The organism is Oceanimonas sp. CAM02 (assembly GCF_032842915.1).
Classification (GTDB): Bacteria; Pseudomonadota; Gammaproteobacteria; order Enterobacterales; family Aeromonadaceae; genus Oceanimonas; species Oceanimonas smirnovii.
In genome coordinates, this window is sequence record NZ_JAWJBK010000035.1 from 21,570 (window position 1) to 39,053 (window position 17,484).

General features: G+C 58.7%; 20 protein-coding genes. 5 read left to right on the plus strand and 15 right to left on the minus strand.

Going from position 1 to position 17,484, the window contains the following annotated elements; translation table 11 throughout:
- Positions 1-4: 4 nt before the first annotated feature.
- The 4 genes from coxB to R0I78_RS13015 all read right to left on the minus strand — a co-directional run bounded on the left by coxB (position 5) and on the right by R0I78_RS13015 (position 3,629).
- Positions 5-1,147, minus strand: coding sequence for a cytochrome c oxidase subunit II (gene coxB / locus R0I78_RS13000; protein WP_410506586.1), 1,143 nt, complete (start codon positions 1,145-1,147; stop codon positions 5-7).
- A gap of 222 nt (positions 1,148-1,369) precedes the next feature.
- Entirely contained in the window at positions 1,370-1,984 is a 615-nt protein-coding gene (gene lexA, locus R0I78_RS13005; RefSeq protein WP_026344800.1) for a transcriptional repressor LexA, read from the minus strand.
- A 200-nt stretch (positions 1,985-2,184) separates the two neighbouring features.
- On the minus strand, positions 2,185-3,057 hold the full coding sequence (ubiA, locus tag R0I78_RS13010; RefSeq protein WP_317075628.1) for a 4-hydroxybenzoate octaprenyltransferase: 873 nt from the start codon (positions 3,055-3,057) through the stop codon (positions 2,185-2,187).
- Entirely contained in the window at positions 3,054-3,629 is a 576-nt protein-coding gene (locus tag R0I78_RS13015) for a chorismate--pyruvate lyase family protein (protein WP_317075629.1), read from the minus strand. Before R0I78_RS13015 ends, ubiA begins: the two co-directional genes overlap by 4 nt.
- Positions 3,630-3,720: 91 nt before the next feature.
- Here R0I78_RS13015 and R0I78_RS13020 point away from each other — a divergent pair, with 91 nt between their 5' ends.
- Complete coding sequence (locus R0I78_RS13020) at positions 3,721-4,122, plus strand: flagellar basal body-associated FliL family protein (RefSeq protein WP_317075630.1); 402 nt, start codon at positions 3,721-3,723, stop codon at positions 4,120-4,122.
- Here the strand turns inward: R0I78_RS13020 and glpG are convergent.
- The 7 genes from glpG to R0I78_RS13055 all read right to left on the minus strand — a co-directional run bounded on the left by glpG (position 4,103) and on the right by R0I78_RS13055 (position 10,140).
- Positions 4,103-4,948, minus strand: coding sequence for a rhomboid family intramembrane serine protease GlpG (glpG, locus tag R0I78_RS13025; RefSeq protein WP_317075631.1), 846 nt, complete (start codon positions 4,946-4,948; stop codon positions 4,103-4,105). The two genes, R0I78_RS13020 and glpG, sit on opposite strands and share 20 nt — an antisense overlap.
- The gene (gene glpE / locus R0I78_RS13030; RefSeq protein ID WP_317075632.1) at positions 4,945-5,265 is read right to left on the minus strand and encodes a thiosulfate sulfurtransferase GlpE; all 321 of its coding nucleotides are present in this window, start codon (positions 5,263-5,265) and stop codon (positions 4,945-4,947) included. The genes glpG and glpE overlap by 4 nt, the downstream gene beginning before the upstream one ends.
- A 45-nt stretch (positions 5,266-5,310) precedes the next feature.
- Entirely contained in the window at positions 5,311-6,015 is a 705-nt protein-coding gene (locus tag R0I78_RS13035; RefSeq protein WP_317075633.1) for an ABC transporter ATP-binding protein, read from the minus strand.
- Positions 6,015-6,779: a high-affinity branched-chain amino acid ABC transporter ATP-binding protein LivG gene (livG, locus tag R0I78_RS13040; protein ID WP_019934776.1), complete on the minus strand. Its 765-nt coding sequence runs from the start codon at positions 6,777-6,779 to the stop codon at positions 6,015-6,017. Before livG ends, R0I78_RS13035 begins: the two co-directional genes overlap by 1 nt.
- The gene (locus R0I78_RS13045) at positions 6,776-8,017 is read right to left on the minus strand and encodes a high-affinity branched-chain amino acid ABC transporter permease LivM (protein ID WP_317075634.1); all 1,242 of its coding nucleotides are present in this window, start codon (positions 8,015-8,017) and stop codon (positions 6,776-6,778) included. The genes livG and R0I78_RS13045 overlap by 4 nt, the downstream gene beginning before the upstream one ends.
- The gene (livH, locus tag R0I78_RS13050; protein ID WP_019934774.1) at positions 8,014-8,937 is read right to left on the minus strand and encodes a high-affinity branched-chain amino acid ABC transporter permease LivH; all 924 of its coding nucleotides are present in this window, start codon (positions 8,935-8,937) and stop codon (positions 8,014-8,016) included. The genes R0I78_RS13045 and livH overlap by 4 nt, the downstream gene beginning before the upstream one ends.
- A gap of 87 nt (positions 8,938-9,024) precedes the next feature.
- Positions 9,025-10,140: a branched-chain amino acid ABC transporter substrate-binding protein gene (locus R0I78_RS13055; protein WP_317075635.1), complete on the minus strand. Its 1,116-nt coding sequence runs from the start codon at positions 10,138-10,140 to the stop codon at positions 9,025-9,027.
- A gap of 142 nt (positions 10,141-10,282) precedes the next feature.
- Between R0I78_RS13055 and R0I78_RS13060 the strand changes: the two genes are divergently transcribed.
- Positions 10,283-10,528, plus strand: coding sequence for a Rho-binding antiterminator (locus R0I78_RS13060; RefSeq protein ID WP_317075636.1), 246 nt, complete (start codon positions 10,283-10,285; stop codon positions 10,526-10,528).
- Here R0I78_RS13060 and R0I78_RS13065 read toward each other — a convergent pair.
- Together R0I78_RS13065 and R0I78_RS13070 are read right to left on the minus strand one after the other, a co-directional pair.
- The gene (locus R0I78_RS13065; protein WP_317075637.1) at positions 10,525-11,328 is read right to left on the minus strand and encodes a hypothetical protein; all 804 of its coding nucleotides are present in this window, start codon (positions 11,326-11,328) and stop codon (positions 10,525-10,527) included. The two genes, R0I78_RS13060 and R0I78_RS13065, sit on opposite strands and share 4 nt — an antisense overlap.
- A gap of 180 nt (positions 11,329-11,508) precedes the next feature.
- Positions 11,509-12,120, minus strand: coding sequence for a DUF1826 domain-containing protein (locus R0I78_RS13070; protein ID WP_317075638.1), 612 nt, complete (start codon positions 12,118-12,120; stop codon positions 11,509-11,511).
- Positions 12,121-12,217: 97 nt separating this feature from the next.
- On the opposite strand from R0I78_RS13070, the gene zigA reads away from it, so the two are divergent.
- Positions 12,218-13,417 (plus strand): zinc metallochaperone GTPase ZigA, encoded by a 1,200-nt coding sequence (zigA, locus tag R0I78_RS13075; protein WP_317075639.1) that lies wholly within the window; start codon positions 12,218-12,220, stop codon positions 13,415-13,417.
- 59 nt (positions 13,418-13,476) lie between these two features.
- Positions 13,477-13,962 (plus strand): transcription elongation factor GreB, encoded by a 486-nt coding sequence (greB, locus tag R0I78_RS13080; protein ID WP_019934766.1) that lies wholly within the window; start codon positions 13,477-13,479, stop codon positions 13,960-13,962.
- Positions 13,963-13,967: 5 nt separating this feature from the next.
- Here greB and R0I78_RS13085 read toward each other — a convergent pair whose 3' ends face one another.
- Both R0I78_RS13085 and R0I78_RS13090 read right to left on the minus strand, forming a co-directional pair.
- On the minus strand, positions 13,968-15,332 hold the full coding sequence (locus R0I78_RS13085) for a sigma-54 dependent transcriptional regulator (protein ID WP_317075640.1): 1,365 nt from the start codon (positions 15,330-15,332) through the stop codon (positions 13,968-13,970).
- Entirely contained in the window at positions 15,329-16,837 is a 1,509-nt protein-coding gene (locus tag R0I78_RS13090) for a sensor histidine kinase (protein WP_317075641.1), read from the minus strand. The genes R0I78_RS13085 and R0I78_RS13090 overlap by 4 nt, the downstream gene beginning before the upstream one ends.
- Before the next feature lie 164 nt (positions 16,838-17,001).
- On the opposite strand from R0I78_RS13090, the gene R0I78_RS13095 reads away from it, so the two are divergent.
- The gene (locus tag R0I78_RS13095) at positions 17,002-17,394 is read left to right on the plus strand and encodes a DUF4168 domain-containing protein (protein WP_317075642.1); all 393 of its coding nucleotides are present in this window, start codon (positions 17,002-17,004) and stop codon (positions 17,392-17,394) included.
- Positions 17,395-17,484 lie beyond the last annotated feature (90 nt).

A 17,484-nucleotide genomic window follows, 5' to 3' on the forward strand; every position in this document is an offset into this window, starting at 1 on the left:
CCCCCTATTGTCCCTGCCGGGCCTGATCAATGTCTTTGGGCTGCACCAAGTCACCGGTGTTGTTGCCCCAGGCGTTACGCTCATAGGTGATGACCGCTGCCAGCTCTTTCAGCGTCAGCTGTTTGTCAAAGCTCTGCATGGCGGTACCGGCCTTGCCGTACAGCACTATATCTATATGGGCGGCGCGGTCGTTCAGCACCAGCTCACTGCTCTTGAGCGCCGGAAACACACCGGGCAGGCCGGTGCCGCCGGGCTGATGACAGGCGGCGCAGGCTTTCTGATATACCTGTTCACCCAGGGTCATCAATTCTTCCATGCTCATTTCCATGCCCAGCAGATCCTGCTCGGCAGCTTTAGCCTCGGCCTGCTCGGTTTTCAGCTGAGCCAGCCAGCCGTCAAACTCTTCCGGCGCGCGGGCATCAACGACGATAGGCATAAAGCCGTGATCCTTGCCGCACAGCTCGGCGCACTGGCCGCGATAAAGGCCGGGCTCATTGATGCGGGTCCAGGCTTCATTAATAAAACCGGGCACGGCGTCCTTTTTTACCGCAAAAGCAGGCATCCACCAGGAGTGGATTACGTCGTCGGAGGTGATCAGAAAACGCACCTTGCGATCCGTGGGCAGCACCAGGGGCTGATCCACTTCCAGCAGGTAATTTTCGCCCTTGTTGATTTGCCCCTGAATCTGCTCGGGCATGGTGGCCAGCAGGCTGTAGAACTCGACGCCTTCATTAAAATATTTGTAGTGCCATTTCCATTGGGAGCCGGTGATCTGGACGGTGAGATCCGACTCGGACGCGTCTTCCATGGCCACCAGGGTTTTGGTGGCGGGCACTGCCATGGCGATAAGAATAACGAAGGGAATAAGGGTCCAGAGAATTTCGACCCTGGTGCTTTCGTGAAACTGGGCCGCCCGGGCCCCTTTGGATTTGCGGTGATGGATCATGGCCCAGAACATAATGCCGAACACCACCAGGCCAATAACGGCGCAAATGGCCAGAATGGTCATGTGCAGCCCGTATACCTGCTGGCTGATATCGGTGACCCCTTCGGTCATGTTAAGGCGTGTTTGCGCTTGTGCAGGCATAACGGCCAGTAATGGCCACAGCGGCAGAATAGGCTTCACGTGCACCCCCAATTGTTTCATCCTGTAAACCGGAGTACTCGGCGGTTTTACCCAAATGACTACATGCTTCCATTCGGTGTTTTAAGTAAAGCAGCAGTTAAGAAAATGTAAAATGTAAAAGCGGAGATTGGGGATTGGGGATTGGGGATTGGGGATTGGGGATTGGGGATTGGGGATTGGGGATTGGGGATTGGGGATTGGCAGGCCATGATGAGACAGCGGCCTGCCGAATCAAGAAGCGGCTCAGAAGTCGCCGTTGCGAATCACGCCTACGGCCAGGCCTTCAATAATCAGTTCCTGAGTGCGCAGATCTACTTCAATGGGTGAGAGCTCTTCATTTTCGGGCAACAGGCTGACCTTGTTGCCCTTGCGCTGAAAGCGCTTTACGGTGACTTCGTCGTCGAGGCGGGCCACTACTACCTGGCCGTTGCGGGCTTCCTGCACCTTGTGCACTGCCAGCAGATCGCCGTCCATAATGCCGATGTTTTTCATGCTCATGCCCTGCACCCGCAGCAGAAAGTCGGCCGACGGATGAAACAGGCCCGGATCGAGCTGATAGTGGCTTTCTATGTGTTGCTGCGCCAGTATGGGTTCGCCGGCGGCCACCCGGCCAATCAGCGGCAGGCCCGGCTCTTGCTCTGCTTCTTCACCGGCGAGACGAATGCCCCGTGACGTGCCGGGCATCATTTCAATCACGCCCTTTTTGGCCAGGGCCTTGAGGTGTTCTTCGGCGGCATTGGCAGACTTGAACCCCAGCACCTTGGCGATTTCCACTCGGGTGGGTGGCATGCCGGTTTGCTGAATATGATCCTTGATGATGTCCAGCACCTGAGACTGGCGGGGAGTTAGGGCTTTCATGATGAGACCTGTCTGTTTATACAGTTAACTGTCAGTATATCCAGTAATCAGCACAGAGCAAGCCCCGCAGTGCGAAGCGGCAGTGCGGTTCCACTCCGCCGACACGCTACAAGACCTTCGAAAATGCCATCCATGGCGTTTTATGGTCGGCTACGGCAAGCCCCACTGCCACTTCGAGCAAAATCAAAGTCCCGCTTTATTTACCACAGTGCCAGTACCAGGCCGGCGAAGATGGCCATGCCGGCGTGGTTGTTGTTAAGAAAGGCGCGAAAGCAGGGCATGCGCTCCCGGTCGCGGATCAGCCGTTGCTGATACACAAACAGGCCGGCGGCAACCAGCAAGCCCCAGTAAAAGGGCGCGCCCAGTTCAAAGGTCCGGCCGGCGGCAACCAGCAGAAAAAGGGTGGCCAGCTGCAGCAGGCCCACTATGAGCTTGTCGTGCCGGCCAAATAGAATGGCGGTGGATTTAACGCCAATTTTGAGGTCGTCGTCTCTGTCTACCATGGCATACATGGTGTCGTAGGCAATGGTCCAGGTGAGGTTGGCGGCAAACAGCAACCAGAGCCCGGCGGGCAGCTCATTGCTGGCAGCGGCAAAGGCCATGGGAATGGCCCAGGAAAAAGCAATGCCCAGAAACAGCTGGGGCAGATGGGTGTAGCGCTTCATAAAGGGATAGAGCGCCGCCCAGAACAAGCCGGCAAAGGCCAGTCCTATGGTAAACAGGTTGGTGGTGAGCACCAGCACAAAGGAGATGCCCACCAGCAGAGCAAAAAAGCTCAAGGCCTGGCGCTCGGTCAGCTCTCCCGAAGGCAGCGGCCGGGCATGAGTGCGTTTTACATGGCCGTCGATATGCCGGTCGGCATAGTCGTTGATCACACAGCCGGCAGAGCGCATGGAAAAAACGCCCGCTACAAACACGACAAGCAGCCAGAGTGAGGGCATGCCTTCGGCGGCTATCCACAGCGCCCACAGAGTGGGCCACAGCAGCAGCAGGGTACCGATGGGCTTGTCGAGACGGGCCAGCGCCATATAGGCGCGCCAGCGCGGGCGGGAAGAAGACGTCAGGGTGGTCATACTAAATCCTGATAAGGGGCCGAATTCGGCAAAAACAGTTCGGTTACCAGCACGCTGGCCTGGCCGGTGCTGAGGGCGGAGCGACGGGCCCAGGGCATGGTGGCCGGCTCGGTGGCGGCCAGCCCCGCATGTGCAGCCAGCTGCTGATACTGGGTTGGTGTCAGGCCGGTCAGTTCAAAAGGCGTGCGGGTCAGATCCGGCGCTTCAAACATCAGCTCGCCCAGTGCCTTGCTGCCCAGACCGGACAAGGCCGGCAACGCCGCCTGAGTGGCCGGAGAATACAGCGAAGTGGCATACACCCAGGGAAGATTATCGCAGCACAGCAGCACTTCCCGGCAGTAGCCCTGTTCGGCCTGCAGCCATTCGGCCTGCGCCGGCATCAGCGGCCTTAATACGCCGTCGGCCAGCACTTTTACATGAAACTGTGCACAATGACGCCGCAACCGGCGGGTCAGCGAGCCCGGCTCATGCAGCCAGCTTTGCAGCGCCGGTGATGCCGGTGGCAACTGGCCCCAGTGCCAGTCATTGTCTATGCTGGGCGTCGTGTTTGTTTCTTGGAATAACAAAGACATAAAAACTCATTGGGTCCTGCCTGGCCGTTTAACTTGACCGCACCGGCAAAAATTTAAACAATGCCCGCTCGATTCCTTATCGGAGACTCATATGTTTCGGTTTGCTGCCTTTTACCTGCTGCTGGCCGCCTCGGCCACCCTCAGTGCACAGGAACAACCGGCGGAGCCCACCGGGCCAATATATTACACCATGACGCCGGACATTATTACCAACTACCAGAACTCCGAGCAAAACCTGGGCTATGTAAGAGTGGCAGTGGATTTGATGCTGGAGCGGCCGGAGCAGCTGCCGCTGGTGGAGAATAATATGCCGCTGCTGCGGGATGCCCTCAATGATCTGCTGGCAGAGAAAAACCGGCAGGAAATACGCTCCCTGCCGGCCCGCACCGAGCTTGCCAACGAAGGCCGGCAACGGCTGAATGAGCTGCTGCTGAAAGAAACCGGCGAAACACCGGTGCGGCGAGTGCTGTTTACTACCTTTCTCTACCAGTAAGAGTGCGTCTGTTATCCAGCCAGGCCTGCAGCAGGCCAATCACGGCACCGCCCAGGTGAGCCATATTGGCCACCGGAGTGCCGAGCATATCGGCAAAGCCCAGCACCAGCCAGACAACCATAAACACCGCCATGCCATCGGGCAGGCCAATGCCTCTGGCAGGGTTAAGCCGGCCACTGAGCCACACATAGGCCAGCAGGGCGTATACCACTCCCGACAGGCCGCCAAAGCGTGGGCCGCTTTCCCAGAACTGCAGCACATTGGGCAATACGGCTGCCACCAGCAGCAGAGTAAGCAGCTTGCCACTGCCCAGCCGGCGTTCCACCATGCCGCCCAGATACCACCACCAGAACAGGTTAAACACCAGATGCATCAGGGAAAAGTGCATCAGCGCCGGCGTAAAGCCGCGCCAGAACTGGGCTCCGAGCAGGTCACTCAGCTGAGCGGGAAAAGACAGCACGCCAAACATGGGCAAACCCAGCCAGCTCAGGCCATAAATGGCCAGGCAGGCCAGTAATACCAGCAAATTAACCGGTCCGGTCTGGCGCAACACATCACCGAGCAGACCCCGCTGCGGGCCATCGGCAAAGTGCACCTGGCTGTCTCCCCGCTTCCAGGATGCTTCCTGATAGCGCGGATGCAGCGGCTCGGCCAGAAAGCGTTTTACTTCCCGGTGCGCCTCTTCATAGCGGGTTTCATCCACCAGCCAGATATGGACATTGCCGCTGTCGTCCTGGGTCAGCTCACAATGCAGGCCGGCTTCGCCCAGATAATCCACAAAGGCCTGCGCCCGGCGCGGATCATCCAGCACCAGCAGGGCTTTCACGAGGCTTCTACCACGGCCTGACTGCGCCGCCAGGCTTCAAAGCCGCCATCCAGGCTATACACTTCTTCAAAGCCCTGATTAATCAGATACTGAGCGGCCCCCTGACTGCTGATGCCGTGATAGCACATCACTATCACCGGGGTCTCGTAATCCACCTCGTTGGTAAAGCTCACCAGGCTGTCGTTGGTCAGGTGAAAAGCACCGTCGGCATGGGCCAGAGCAAACGACTGGGGATCACGAATATCCACCAGCCGGGCCCGGCCTTCGCTCAGCATGGTGTGCGCTTCATCCACCGAGATGTGGGCAAACTGTTCCATAAATTCCTCCTCAAGAATACGACGGCCAGTGTACCCAATTCGGCCTCAGCCGCCCAGATAGGCGTTACGTACCCGCTCGTTGGCCAACAGCGCCGCACCTGTGTCGGCCAGCACCACACGACCGTTTTCCAGCACATAGCCCCGATCCGCCAGCTTCAGCGCCTGATTGGCGTTCTGCTCCACCAGAAAAATGGTCATGCCCTTTTCATCCCGCAACTGAGCGATGGTGTCAAAAATCTGATTAATAATAATGGGAGCCAGTCCCAGAGACGGCTCATCCAGCAGCAGCAACCTGGGCTTGCTCATCAGCGCCCGGCCAATGGCCAGCATCTGCTGCTCCCCGCCCGACATGGTGCCGGCCCGCTGCTGCCGGCGCTCCTTGAGCCGCGGAAACATGGCAAACACCTCGGCCATCAGGCCGGCATGCTCGCGCTTATCTACAAAAAAACCGCCCATATGCAGATTTTCTTCCACCGTCAGCCGGGCAAAAATACGCCGCCCTTCCGGCACGATGGCAATATCCCGGCGCATAATGGCGGCGGTGTCGAGGCCGGTTAAGTCCTGCTGCTCATACATCACCCTGCCCTTGCTGGGCTTGGGATCACCACAAATGCTCATCATCAGGGTGGTTTTGCCCGCCCCGTTGGCCCCGATAAGGGTCACGATTTCGCCCTGTTCAATATGCACAGTCACGTCTTCCAGGGCCTGAATCTTGCCGTAGTGGGCGCAAATATTATCAACATGCAGCATCAGGTTTCTCCCAGATAGGCCTTGATCACATCAGGATGATTGCGCACCGCTTCCGGGTTGCCGTCGGCCAGCGGCCGGCCCTGATTCACCACATAGATATGGTCGGAGATATCCATCACCAGTTTCATGTCGTGCTCTATCAGCAACACGCTCACGCCTTCATTGGTGCGCAGATCCTGAATAAGCCGGTTCAGCTCCTGAGTTTCAAAGGGGTTCAGCCCCGCCGCCGGTTCGTCCAGCATCAGCAGCGCCGGCCGTGCCGCCATGCAGCGGGCAATTTCCAGCCGGCGCTGCTGACCATAGGCCAGGTTGCCGGCAGCGCGGTTGGCAAATTCGGTCAGATTCACTTTTTCCAGCCAGTAATGAGCCCGCTCCAGCCCTTCCCGCTCGGCCCGGCGAAAGGCCGGGGTTTTCAGCAAGCCCGCAAGAAAGTGCGTATTAAGGTGGGCATGCTGGGCCACCAGCAGGTTTTCCAGCACCGTCATTTCCTTAAACAGGCGCACATGCTGAAAGGTGCGCACCATGCCCAAACGGGCAATTTTATGGCCGGGCAAGCCGGCAATGGCCTGACCGCGAAAGTTAACACTGCCGCCACTGGGCCGGTAAAACCCCGACAGGCAGTTGAAAACGGTGGTTTTGCCGGCCCCGTTGGGGCCGATAATGGACACGATTTGCCGCTCCTGCATGGCCAGCGCCACCCCGTCTACCGCCACCAGGCCGCCAAAGCGCATGGTGAGTCCGGCTACGTTCAGCAGTTCACTCATGATTTCAGCTCCATGTGGGGGCGATGCATGGGCAGCAGGCCTTGCGGCCGCCAGATCATCATCAGCACCATCAGCAGGCCAAACAACAGCATGCGATATTCATTAAATTCCCGGGTCAGCTCGGGCAATATGGTCATGATAATGGCCGCCAGCACCACGCCAATTTGTGAGCCCATGCCCCCCAGCACCACGATGGCAAGAATAATGGCCGACTCGATAAACACGAAGGATTCAGGGCTGATAAAGCCCTGCCGGGCGGCAAAAAAGCAGCCCGCAAAGCCGGCAAAGGCGGCCCCTATGGTAAAGGCGCTGAGCTTGATCAGCGTCGGGTTCAGCCCCAGCGAACGGCAGGCGATTTCGTCTTCCCGCAGCGCCTCCCAGGCCCGGCCGAGCGGCATGCGCAGCAGCCGGTTGATAATAAAGATGGTCAATACCACCAGCACCAGTGCCAGCAGATAAAGAAAAATCACCTTGTAGCCCGAGTTATAGGCAATGCCGAAAAACTCGTGAAAGGTGTTATCGCCCCGGCGCTCGAACTCCAGCCCGAACAAAGTGGGTTTGGGAATACCGGCAATGCCATTGGGGCCGCCGGTAATCTCTGTCATGTTATTGAGCAGAATGCGAATAATCTCGCCAAACCCCAGGGTGACGATGGCCAGATAATCCCCTCGCAACCGCAGCACCGGAAAGCCCAGTAAAAAGCCCGCCAGCGCCGCCAGAGCACCGCCCAGCAGCAGACAGGTCCAGAAATCCAGCCCGAAGTAGGCGTTCAGCAGCGCATAGCTGTAGGCCCCCACCGCGTAAAAGGCGACGTAACCCAGGTCGAGCAGGCCCGCCAGCCCCACCACCACGTTCAGCCCCAGCCCCAGCATCACATAAATCAGTGTGAGGGTGGCCAGATCCACGGCTCCGCGGGAGCCCATAAAAGGCCACACCAGCAAGGTGCCCAGCACCAGCACGGTCACAATGCGATACAGCCAGGGCTGCTCTTCCGGTGCCGGCAGCGCAAAGCTGCCCTTGCGATCCGCCAGATAGCGAAAAGGCTTGCGCCATTGCTCGGCAAACAACTGGGCCACAAACACCAGCCAGGCCCCCAGCGCCAGCCACTGCCAGCTGGCATCCAGCCGGTTGGCCACTATCAGTTGCGTGCCCTCAGTTTCCAGCCGAAAGCCAAGCAGCCAGCCCGCCAGCAGCAGAAACAGCCCGGCGGCAATAAAAGCAGGTTTAAGTCGGCTCATACCTTTTCTACCTCCGGTTTGCCCAGAATGCCGGTAGGCATAAACAGCAGCACAAAAATCAGCAGGCCAAAGGACACCACGTCTTTGTATTCGGTACTGAAATAAGCGCCTGTCATGGCTTCGGTCACGCCCAGCAGCAGGCCGCCAATCACGGCACCGGGAATGCTGCCAATGCCACCGAGCACGGCGGCGGTAAAGGCCTTGAGCCCGGCAATAAAGCCGATATAAGGGTTGATCACACCGTAATAGGAGCCCAGCAACACACCGGCCACCGCCGCCAGCGCGGCACCAATCACAAAAGTGAGCGCGATAATGCTGTTGCTGTTAATGCCCAGCAGGTTGGCCATTTTCAGATCTTCGGCGCAGGCCCGGCAGGCCCGGCCCATGCGCGAGCGGGAAATAAACAGCGACAGCAAGGTCATGGCAATAAAGGTGACCACAAAAATGATCAGCTGCATATAAGACAGGCTGGCCTGAAAGCCCTCTCCGCCAAAGCTCCAGCCACCCGGCAACAGCGGCGGAATGGCCACATCCCGGGAGCCCTGGGCCAGACGCATCATGTTTTGCAGAAAAATGGACATGCCGATGGCCGAGATAAGGGCAATCAGCCGTTTGCTGTGGCGCAGCGGCCGGTAGGCCACCCGCTCGATGGAATAACCATAGACGCTGGTAATGATAATGCTCACCAGAAAGGCGGCACACAGCAGCAGCACTGTGCTGTCTATGCCCAACATGGCCAGGGCCGTCATCACCATAAAGGCGGCGTAGGCCCCAATCATGTAAACCTCGCCGTGGGCGAAGTTAATCATGCCGATAATGCCATACACCATGGTGTAGCCGATGGCGATCAGGGCGTAGGTGCTGCCGATGGTCAGACCATTAAGCAGCTGCTGAATAAAATAAAGAAGGGGCTCGGACATACAACCTTTCCTTGTCGTAGCACGATGAGCGCCGTCAATGCAGGCGGAGCAGGCTCCGCCCGTTGACGATGAAATGTCTTATTATGATTAAAGCTGAGTGGAAGAGCCGTCTTTGTGCCACTCGAACACGCCGAACTCAAAGCCCTTGAGATCGCCCTTGTCGTCCCAGGACAGCGGCCCCATCACGGTTTCTACCGGCTCGGCGCGCAGCGCCGTGGCCACGGCTTCCGGATCGGTACCGGCCCGTTTTATGCCCTCGGCAAAGGCCTCAATGGCGGCGTAGGTGGTCCACACAAAGGGGCCGGTGGGATCTTCACCTTTAGCCTGAATGGCGGCCACTATGTCGGCGTTGGCCGGCTCGAGGTCATATTTTTTGGGCAGGGTCACCAGCAGGCCTTCCGAGGCATCACCGGCAATGGAGGTAATATCTTTATGACCGACTCCTTCCGGACCCATAAAGCGGGCATTGAAGCCTTTTTCAGCAGACTGACGCAAAATCAGCCCCAGCTCAGGGTGGTAACCGCCGTAATAGACAAAGTCCACCTTGTCTCTCTGCAGTTTGGCAATCAGCGCCGAGAAGTCTTTATCGCCGGAAGTAATGCCCTCATAGGCCACCACATTGGCGTTGGCTTCCTTCAGAGCATCGCGCACGCTGGAGGCCAGGCCTTCACCGTATTGTTTCTTGTCGTGAATAATGGCGATGCGCTCGGGTTTTACCTTATCCACGATATGGCGTGCGGCTGTGGGGCCCTGATCACTGTCGAGGCCTATGGTGCGCATCACAAACTCAAGATCACGCTCGGTAATGGTGGGGCTGGTGGCCGCTGGGGTAATCATCAGAATGCCTTCGTCGTCATACACATCCGACGCCGGCAGGGTGCTGTCGGAGCACAGGTGACCGGCCACAAACTGAATGCCGTCATTGACAATGCGGTTGGCTACCGCCACCGCCTGCTTGGGATCACAGGCGTCGTCGAACTCCACCGCTTCCAGGGTGTGCTCGCCCAGCTTGCCCGATTTGTTGATAAGCTCCACCGCCATGCGGCCGCCGGTAAACTGCATATCACCATACTGGGCCACCGGACCGGTAATGGGGCCGGCAATGGCAATTTTAATGGTCTCAGCGCTGGCAGCAAAGGCAGCGCCATAACCCAGGGCCGCAAACACTGCCAGTGCGACCGCCTTTTTATTCCTTGTCACCATACGAACATCCTCTATTCGAACAGAGCAGCCGGAACGGCTCCGGCCGTCTTCCACAGTTCTAACCCTTGTACAAAATTAGCACAAGAGGAAAATGCTTCGAATGGGACCGGACTCTTGCTCACTACCACAGGAAAGCGCTGCCATGATGAACTGCGATCAACATGATTATCTGGAGATTGCCTGTATGTATCGTTATGAAATCAGGCTGACACTGACCACAGGCGAACAAATTACCGGCATAGCACTGGACACCAGCCGCAATGAACACAAAGAGGAATGCCTGAAGCTGAACACAGGCACGCAGGTGTGCCTGCTGCCGCTGTCGGGCCTGGCCAGCATGAGCGCCACCAGGCCCAATCCGCATTTTCAGCACATTAACTTCAGCTAGGCGGTAATACCCTCGCGGGCGGTGCCCTGACTGGCAAACCGGCTGCTGTCGTAATAAAGCAGGCCATGCCGGCGGGCCAGCGGTGCCAGCCGGCGGGCAATTTGCCGGCCCATGCGCTGGCCGTTGCGGCTGGTGTAACCGGCATCAAACTGCATGGCCGGCGCCGCCGGCAGTGCCTCTGGCATGGCTTCTGCCAGCGGCGGCGACAGCACTTTGCAGATCAGCTCACTGACCACGCGGTTAACTGCCGAGCCCACACCATAGCCCTGCCATTCCGGCAGCAGATACAGGCTGTTCAGGGTCATTTCCAGTGCCGGTGCCGGCCGCTCTGCGGGAATGTCGACGGCAAAGCTCAGCACCCAGTTGCCCACCATGCGCGGCTGTTCACACTCATGGTCCAGCAGGGCCACATTACAGCGATAATCCATGCCGAAGTCGTGAATACGCGGTGCCGCATCGGCACCTTGTTCTTGCGGCCGGCTCTCGCCCCAGAACAGGGGCCGGGGCGCATACACATCTTTATGCTCGTGCAGGGCGCTATGGCGAAAACGCTCAAACAGTGGCCTGTGCTCGGGGTGGTGCCAGTCCATCAGCTGTAAAGACAGCCGGTCCAGCCATTCGGGAAATAACCAGGGATAATCGGAAAACTCATCACGCAGCTGGGTGTAATCCAGCAGGTGATTCAGGGTCCAGTGACCACGGCTGAGGTAGCCGGCCTCACGGACAAAGGTGTGTTTGAGGTGTTTGAGCAGGGGATAAGTATCGGCGGCCACCCGCCGGCGCTGATGTTGGGCAGGCATTATGTAAACCACCCCTTCTCGCTGTATTCACCGGTGGCCACACACAACAGGGGCCGCGCCGCCAGGCTGATGCCGCCCGGCCGTTCACAATGAGAAAACTGCATAGGCTTTGTCTCCGTTTTTGACACAAAGCGCATTATTGTAAAAGCCGGTTTACCCATGTAAAGGCCGGACAGCTTGCTAACCCCCAAAATCCATCGACAGAAACAACCGGCGATAACCGGTGGGCACCGGCGGTGATCGATGCCAAAGACCACAGCCTTCCTGGCCCTGCCAGCCTTCCCCTTTCATCAGCGCCACCTCGCCCGCCGCCAGTTGCTGCCACTGCGCCGGCTCCGCTCCGCCCTGTTCCAGCAGCTGGTTCCGCTGCGGTGTATTCAGCCAGTGAGTGCCCGGGCCGGAATAAGTGCTCACCAGCCGGCAGGGCAAGCGGTCGGTATGAAAGCGCGGACACATGGCGGTTTGCAGGCTGGCCAGCCGCACGCCTACCCGTTTCAGCTCAAATAAACAGACAAACATCTCCGCCAGCTGCTGCACATCCTTTGCCAGCGCCGCCCGGCCCGGCAGATCCGGCAGCTGTTCCGCCAGCGCGGTTGCCACTTGCTGCGGGGGTAACAGCTGCCGCACGCTGACCCGGCTGCTCGCCTGATGCAGCCGGGCGACATAATCCGTTATGTTCGAAGGCAGCGGCCGCTGCCACACCGCCAGATTGCAGTCCGGCTGATAGATGCGAGCAAGCACGCCGGCTTCGGTGCCGGCAGCTGACACCGGCGACAATTCGGTCATATTCATGTTCAAGGTTCCTTGCTGATACACGAAGAAATAAAGATATGTTATGTTATAACAACAAATGTCTTTAAATCCACGGCCAGCATACGGAGCCACTACCATGCACTGCCATTCTCCCCTTCCCGTTACTGTGTTGTCCGGCTTTCTCGGTGCCGGCAAAACCACAGTGCTGAACCATATTCTCAATAACCGGCAGGGCCTGCGGGTGGCAGTGATCGTTAACGATATGAGCGAGGTGAATATCGATGCGGCCACGGTACAGCAGCAGGTCGGCCTGCACAGAGGCGAAGACCGGTTGGTGGAAATGAGCAATGGCTGCATCTGCTGTACCCTGCGGGAAGATCTGCTGCAGGAAGTCAGCCGGCTGGCCACTGAAGGCCGCTTTGATTGTCTGGTGATCGAGTCTACCGGCATCTCGGAGCCCATGCCGGTAGCCGAAACCTTTACCTTTGAGAGCGAAAACGGCCAATGCCTGAATCACATTGCCCGGCTCGATACTCTGGTCACAGTGGTGGATGCGGTGAACTTTCTGGCGGATTTTCAGGCCGCCGACGCCCTGGCCGAACGAGGCGAAAGCCTGGGTGAGGAAGACGAGCGCAGCGTGACCGATCTGCTGATTGAACAGGTGGAATTCTGCGATCTGTTACTGATCAGCAAAACCGATCTGGTGAGCGACGCGCAGCTGGCAGAACTTACCGCCATTCTTGCCCGGCTAAACCCGACAGCCGAGATACTGCCCGTCAGTCAGGGCCGGGTACCGCTGCACAAAGTGCTGAACACAGGGCGCTTTAACTTTGAGCGGGCCGCCAGCGCGCCGGGCTGGCTGCAAGAACTGCGCGGCGAGCACCAGCCGGAAACCGAGGAATACCATATCGGCAGCTTTGTTTATCGGGCCCGCCGCCCCTTTCATCCTCAGCGCTTTTTTGCGTTTTTGCACCAGCCTCAGGAGCAGGGCCGGCTGCTGCGCTCCAAGGGCTTTTTCTGGCTGGCCAGCCGCCCCGATTTGGCCGGCCAGTGGAACCAGGCCGGTGGCATTGCCTATCACGGTGGTGCCGGCCTGTTCTGGCAGGCCGTGCCCAAAGAAGAATGGCCCGAGGATGAAGAAAGCCGGGAGCATATACTGGCTAGCTGGGCCGAGCCCTATGGCGATCGCCGGCAAGAGCTGGTGTTTATTGGTCAGGGGCTGAACCAACACGCAATTTGCCAGCAACTGGACGCCTGCCTGCTCACCGACGACGAAATTCGCGCGGGCGCTGCGGGCTGGCAACGGCTGCCCGACCCCTTTCCGGCCTGGGAGTAGACGGCGCTGAGGTCGCTGACGCACAATAACTGCCATTGTTAAGCCGTTGAGTCCGTTCAATGAAAACCAATCTGATCACCCGTGCCGGCTGGCACAAGCTGGATGAAGAGCTTAAATATCTGTGGAAGGTGGAGCGCCCTGCGGTGACTCAGTCGGTGTCGGAAGCAGCAGCCCTCGGCGACCGAAGCGAGAATGCAGAGTATATCTACGGCAAGAAAAGACTACGGGAAATTGACCGCCGGGTGCGCTATCTGATGAAGCGGCTGGAAGCGGTGAAGATCATCGATCACGACCCGCGTCAGAACGGCAAGGTGTTTTTTGGTGCCTGGGTAGAGCTGGAAAACGAAGACGGCGAGGTCGTGCGCTACCGCATTGTCGGCCCCGACGAAATCGACACCAAAAACAACCACATCACCATAGACTCACCCATGGCCCGGGCGCTTATCGGCAAACAGACAGACGACGAAGTGCTGGTAAAAACGCCGTCGGGCACAAAGGAATGGTACATCAATAAAATTCAGTACCAGCCCTTTGAGCAGGAATAAGCTCTTTATTCCAGCCAGCGGTAAAGAGTGCGGCGGGTAATGCCCAGAATCTCTGCCGCCCGCCGCTTGTTGCCCTCGGTGGCGGCCAGCACCCGGTGAATATGCCGGCGCTGCACCGTTTCCAGACTGGGCAGCGCTTCAGCATGATCTGACGCTCGCCCCTCGCCGGCGACAGGTTCTGGCCCGGCGTCGCCCTGCTCGCGAATGCGCTGGGGCAGATGCTCCACGTCTATCAGGGCACCATCACAAAAGGTGGCGGCCCGCTCCACGGCGTTTTGCAACTCACGCACATTGCCCGGAAAGGCATAATGCTGCAGCAGCGCACTGGCCTCATCGCTGAAGCCCTTGATATGGCGCTGCTGCCGGGCGTTGAACCGGGTCAGAAAAAACGCCGCCAGCCGCTGTATGTCGTCCCCCCGCTCCCGCAACGGCGGTATCTGCAGGGCAAAGGTTTCCAGCCGGTAAAACAGGTCTTCCCGAAAGCTGCCATCGGCCACCGCCTCGGTTAACTTGCGGTTGGTGGCGGCGATAATGCGCACATCCAGCTGAATTTCATGGTCACTGCCCACCGGCCTGACCTTGCCGTCCTGCAACACCCGCAGCAGCTTGGCCTGCAACGGCAGAGGCATTTCTCCCATTTCATCCAGCAGCAGGGTGCCGCCATTGGCCTGCTGAAACAGCCCGGCCCGCCGGCTTTTGGCACCGGTAAAGGCACCGGCGGCATGACCGAAAAACTCGCTTTCCATCAGCTCACCGGGAATGCCGCCGCAGTTCACCACCATATAGGGCCCGGCACTGCGCTGGCTTTGATCATGCAGCGCCCGGGCCACCAGCTCCTTGCCGGTGCCGCTCTCTCCCTGCACCAGCACGGGGGCATCGGCAGTAGCCACCTGCCGAATCTGATGAAACAGCTGCTGCATGGCCGGGCTTTGCCCGATAATGCCGTGAAACTGCTCAATGGCCAGCATATTGCGATATTGCTGCACTTCGCGGCGTAACCGGCGGTTTTCCAACAGCCGGCTCACGGTAAGCAGAAAATGATCCATCTCCAGCGGCTTGGTTAAAAAGTCATCGGCACCGGCCTGCAGGGCTTTAACCGCCTGCTGCACAGAGCCAAAGGCGGTAATAATCAGCACTGCCGGCGGCATGTCCTGCGCCTTGAGGGCCGGCAATAGGCTGAGTCCGTCCTTGCCCGGCAGGCGCAAGTCGCTTATCAGCAGATCCGGCGGCTGCGTCTGCAGCCAGTGCAGGCCCTGCTCCGCATCGCCGCAGGCGGTAACCCGGTAGCCTTCAGCCTCCAGCTCTTCTTCCAGCAGCTCCCGCAGGGCGGCATCGTCTTCCACCAGCAGAATATGATCGGTTTTGCTCATGCCGGCACCTCCTTGAGTGCATGATTCAGGGGCAATACCAGACAGGCCTCGCAACCACCCTGCCCATGGTTGGCCAGGGTGAAAGTGCCGCCCTGCTCGTCTGCCACCGCCTGCACTATGGCCAGGCCCAGACCGGTGCCTTCACCGGGCGATTTAGTGGTGAAAAACGGCTCTGTCAGGGTAGTGGCATCATGCCCTTTGGGCAGGCCGGGGCCGTTGTCACGTACGCAGATGGTCAGCAGGTCTTCACTCGCGGCGGCCGCAATCTCAATATGACTGGCTCCCGCCTGCAGGGCATTGCGCAGCAAATTCAGCAGCGCCAGCTCCAGCCGGCCTGCATCGGCCGCAAAAGGCGGCAACCCCGAGGGCACCTGCCGGCTTAACCGGCAGCCACCGGCTTCCAGCTCGGGGGCCATGGCGGCCGAGGCATCGGCAATCACTTGTCCGGCATGCAGCAGCCGGGTCTGAGTGGCAGCAGGCCGGCAATAATCCAGCAACTGGCGCACTGTGCGGGTAAGGCGCTGCACCTGGGCACGAATGCCGTTCAGATTATGCTGTTGCTGTGCATTAAGACTGCCGGAACGCTCCAGCCGCCGGGCGCGGCCGTCAATCACACTCAGAGGCGCGCCCAGCTCATGGGCTATGCCCCGGGCCATGCTGCCGATGGCGGCCATTTTTTCATTATCTTTCAGCTGGGCCAGCAGCCGGGTTTCCGCTTCACGGTGCGCATCCAGACTGCGGTGCGCAGCTTCTATGCTGTCCAGCATGCGGTTCAGCCCCAGCGCCAGGCTGGCTACCTCCTGCGGGCCATTCAGCGCTGCCCGGTGAGACAGCTCGCCATCCTTCACTCTCTTCATATGCGCCAGCAAATTATCCACATAACGCCCCACGCCACCGTAGTGCCCCAGCAGCACACTAGCCAGGATCACCAGGCTGAATAGGCCCCAGCCCACCCAGGCAATGACCGTAAACTGCTGCAGGGCCCGGTCGAAGTCGCTGGCCCGGCGGGAGATCTGGATCAGCCCCCGTATCTGACCGCCGGTATCAAACACAGGCAGAAAATGGGAAAACAAGCGCCGGCCATCCACCCGGCTGAAGGCCTCCTGACTTTCGCCGGTAAAGCGAATGCGCGCCGGAATGGTGGTGGCGGTCAGATCTTTTACGGCAAAGCCGGCGGCGGCAATGCGGTTGCCATCCACATCAAATACCGAGGCACCATACACCTCGCCCAGCACAAACACCGAGCGCAGCGCTACCGCCACCGCCTCCATATCGCCTCTGTTGACCGCATCGCCAATGGGAATGCTGATGGCCCGGCCCAGCAGCTCAAGATCGTTTTTAAGGCGCTGCTCCTGATATTGATTAGCCTGCTCCAGCCCCAGACGAATGCCAAAGGCCGTGAGCAGCACCAGAGGCAGCACCACAAACAGCAGCAGGGTGCGTTGCAGGCCGCTGATGCGCCAGCGAAAAGCTGTGTTATTTGTAAACGGGTTATTTTTGCTCATGTGTAATATGTATACATAAATACGCATCCAAAACCCAGCCGCACAGATCACCAAAACGCAAAATAAATTAAATAAACTATTAAAATCATAAACTTATAAATAAAAATAAAATCTGGCACGTTTTCTGTATCAGTGAGAGCACTTTCAACCAGAGGAGTGCTTTTATGACCAAGCTCAAAACCCTGACCACCGCCATTGCCTTTGCCACCTTCGGCATGACCGCCACCGCCGCCATGGCTCAGCAGGCACCGGCACCGCAAACCAGTGCACCGGCCCAGCAGTTTGAACAAGGCCAGGCTGCAGCACCCGTGACTGATGGCGAGCTGAAAAAGTTTGTGAAAGCCAATGAAGAAGTGGCTCAAATTCGCGATGAATTTTCGCAAAAACTGAATCAGGAGCAGGATCAGCAAAAAGCACAGGAGCTGCAGATGCAGGCTCAGGAAGAAATGATGAAGGCAGTGGAAAAGCACGATCTTGACGCACCCACCTACAATGCCATTGCCGCCCGCCTGCAGACGGATCCCGAGCTGCAGGACAGAGTCAGCGCCCTGCAATAAGTGTTAATGATGAATCCGGGGCCTGCGGGCCCCTTTTTTGTGGCCGGCTGTCAGCGCCGGCCATGTTTTGTTTAGCCGGCGGTTCTGTTT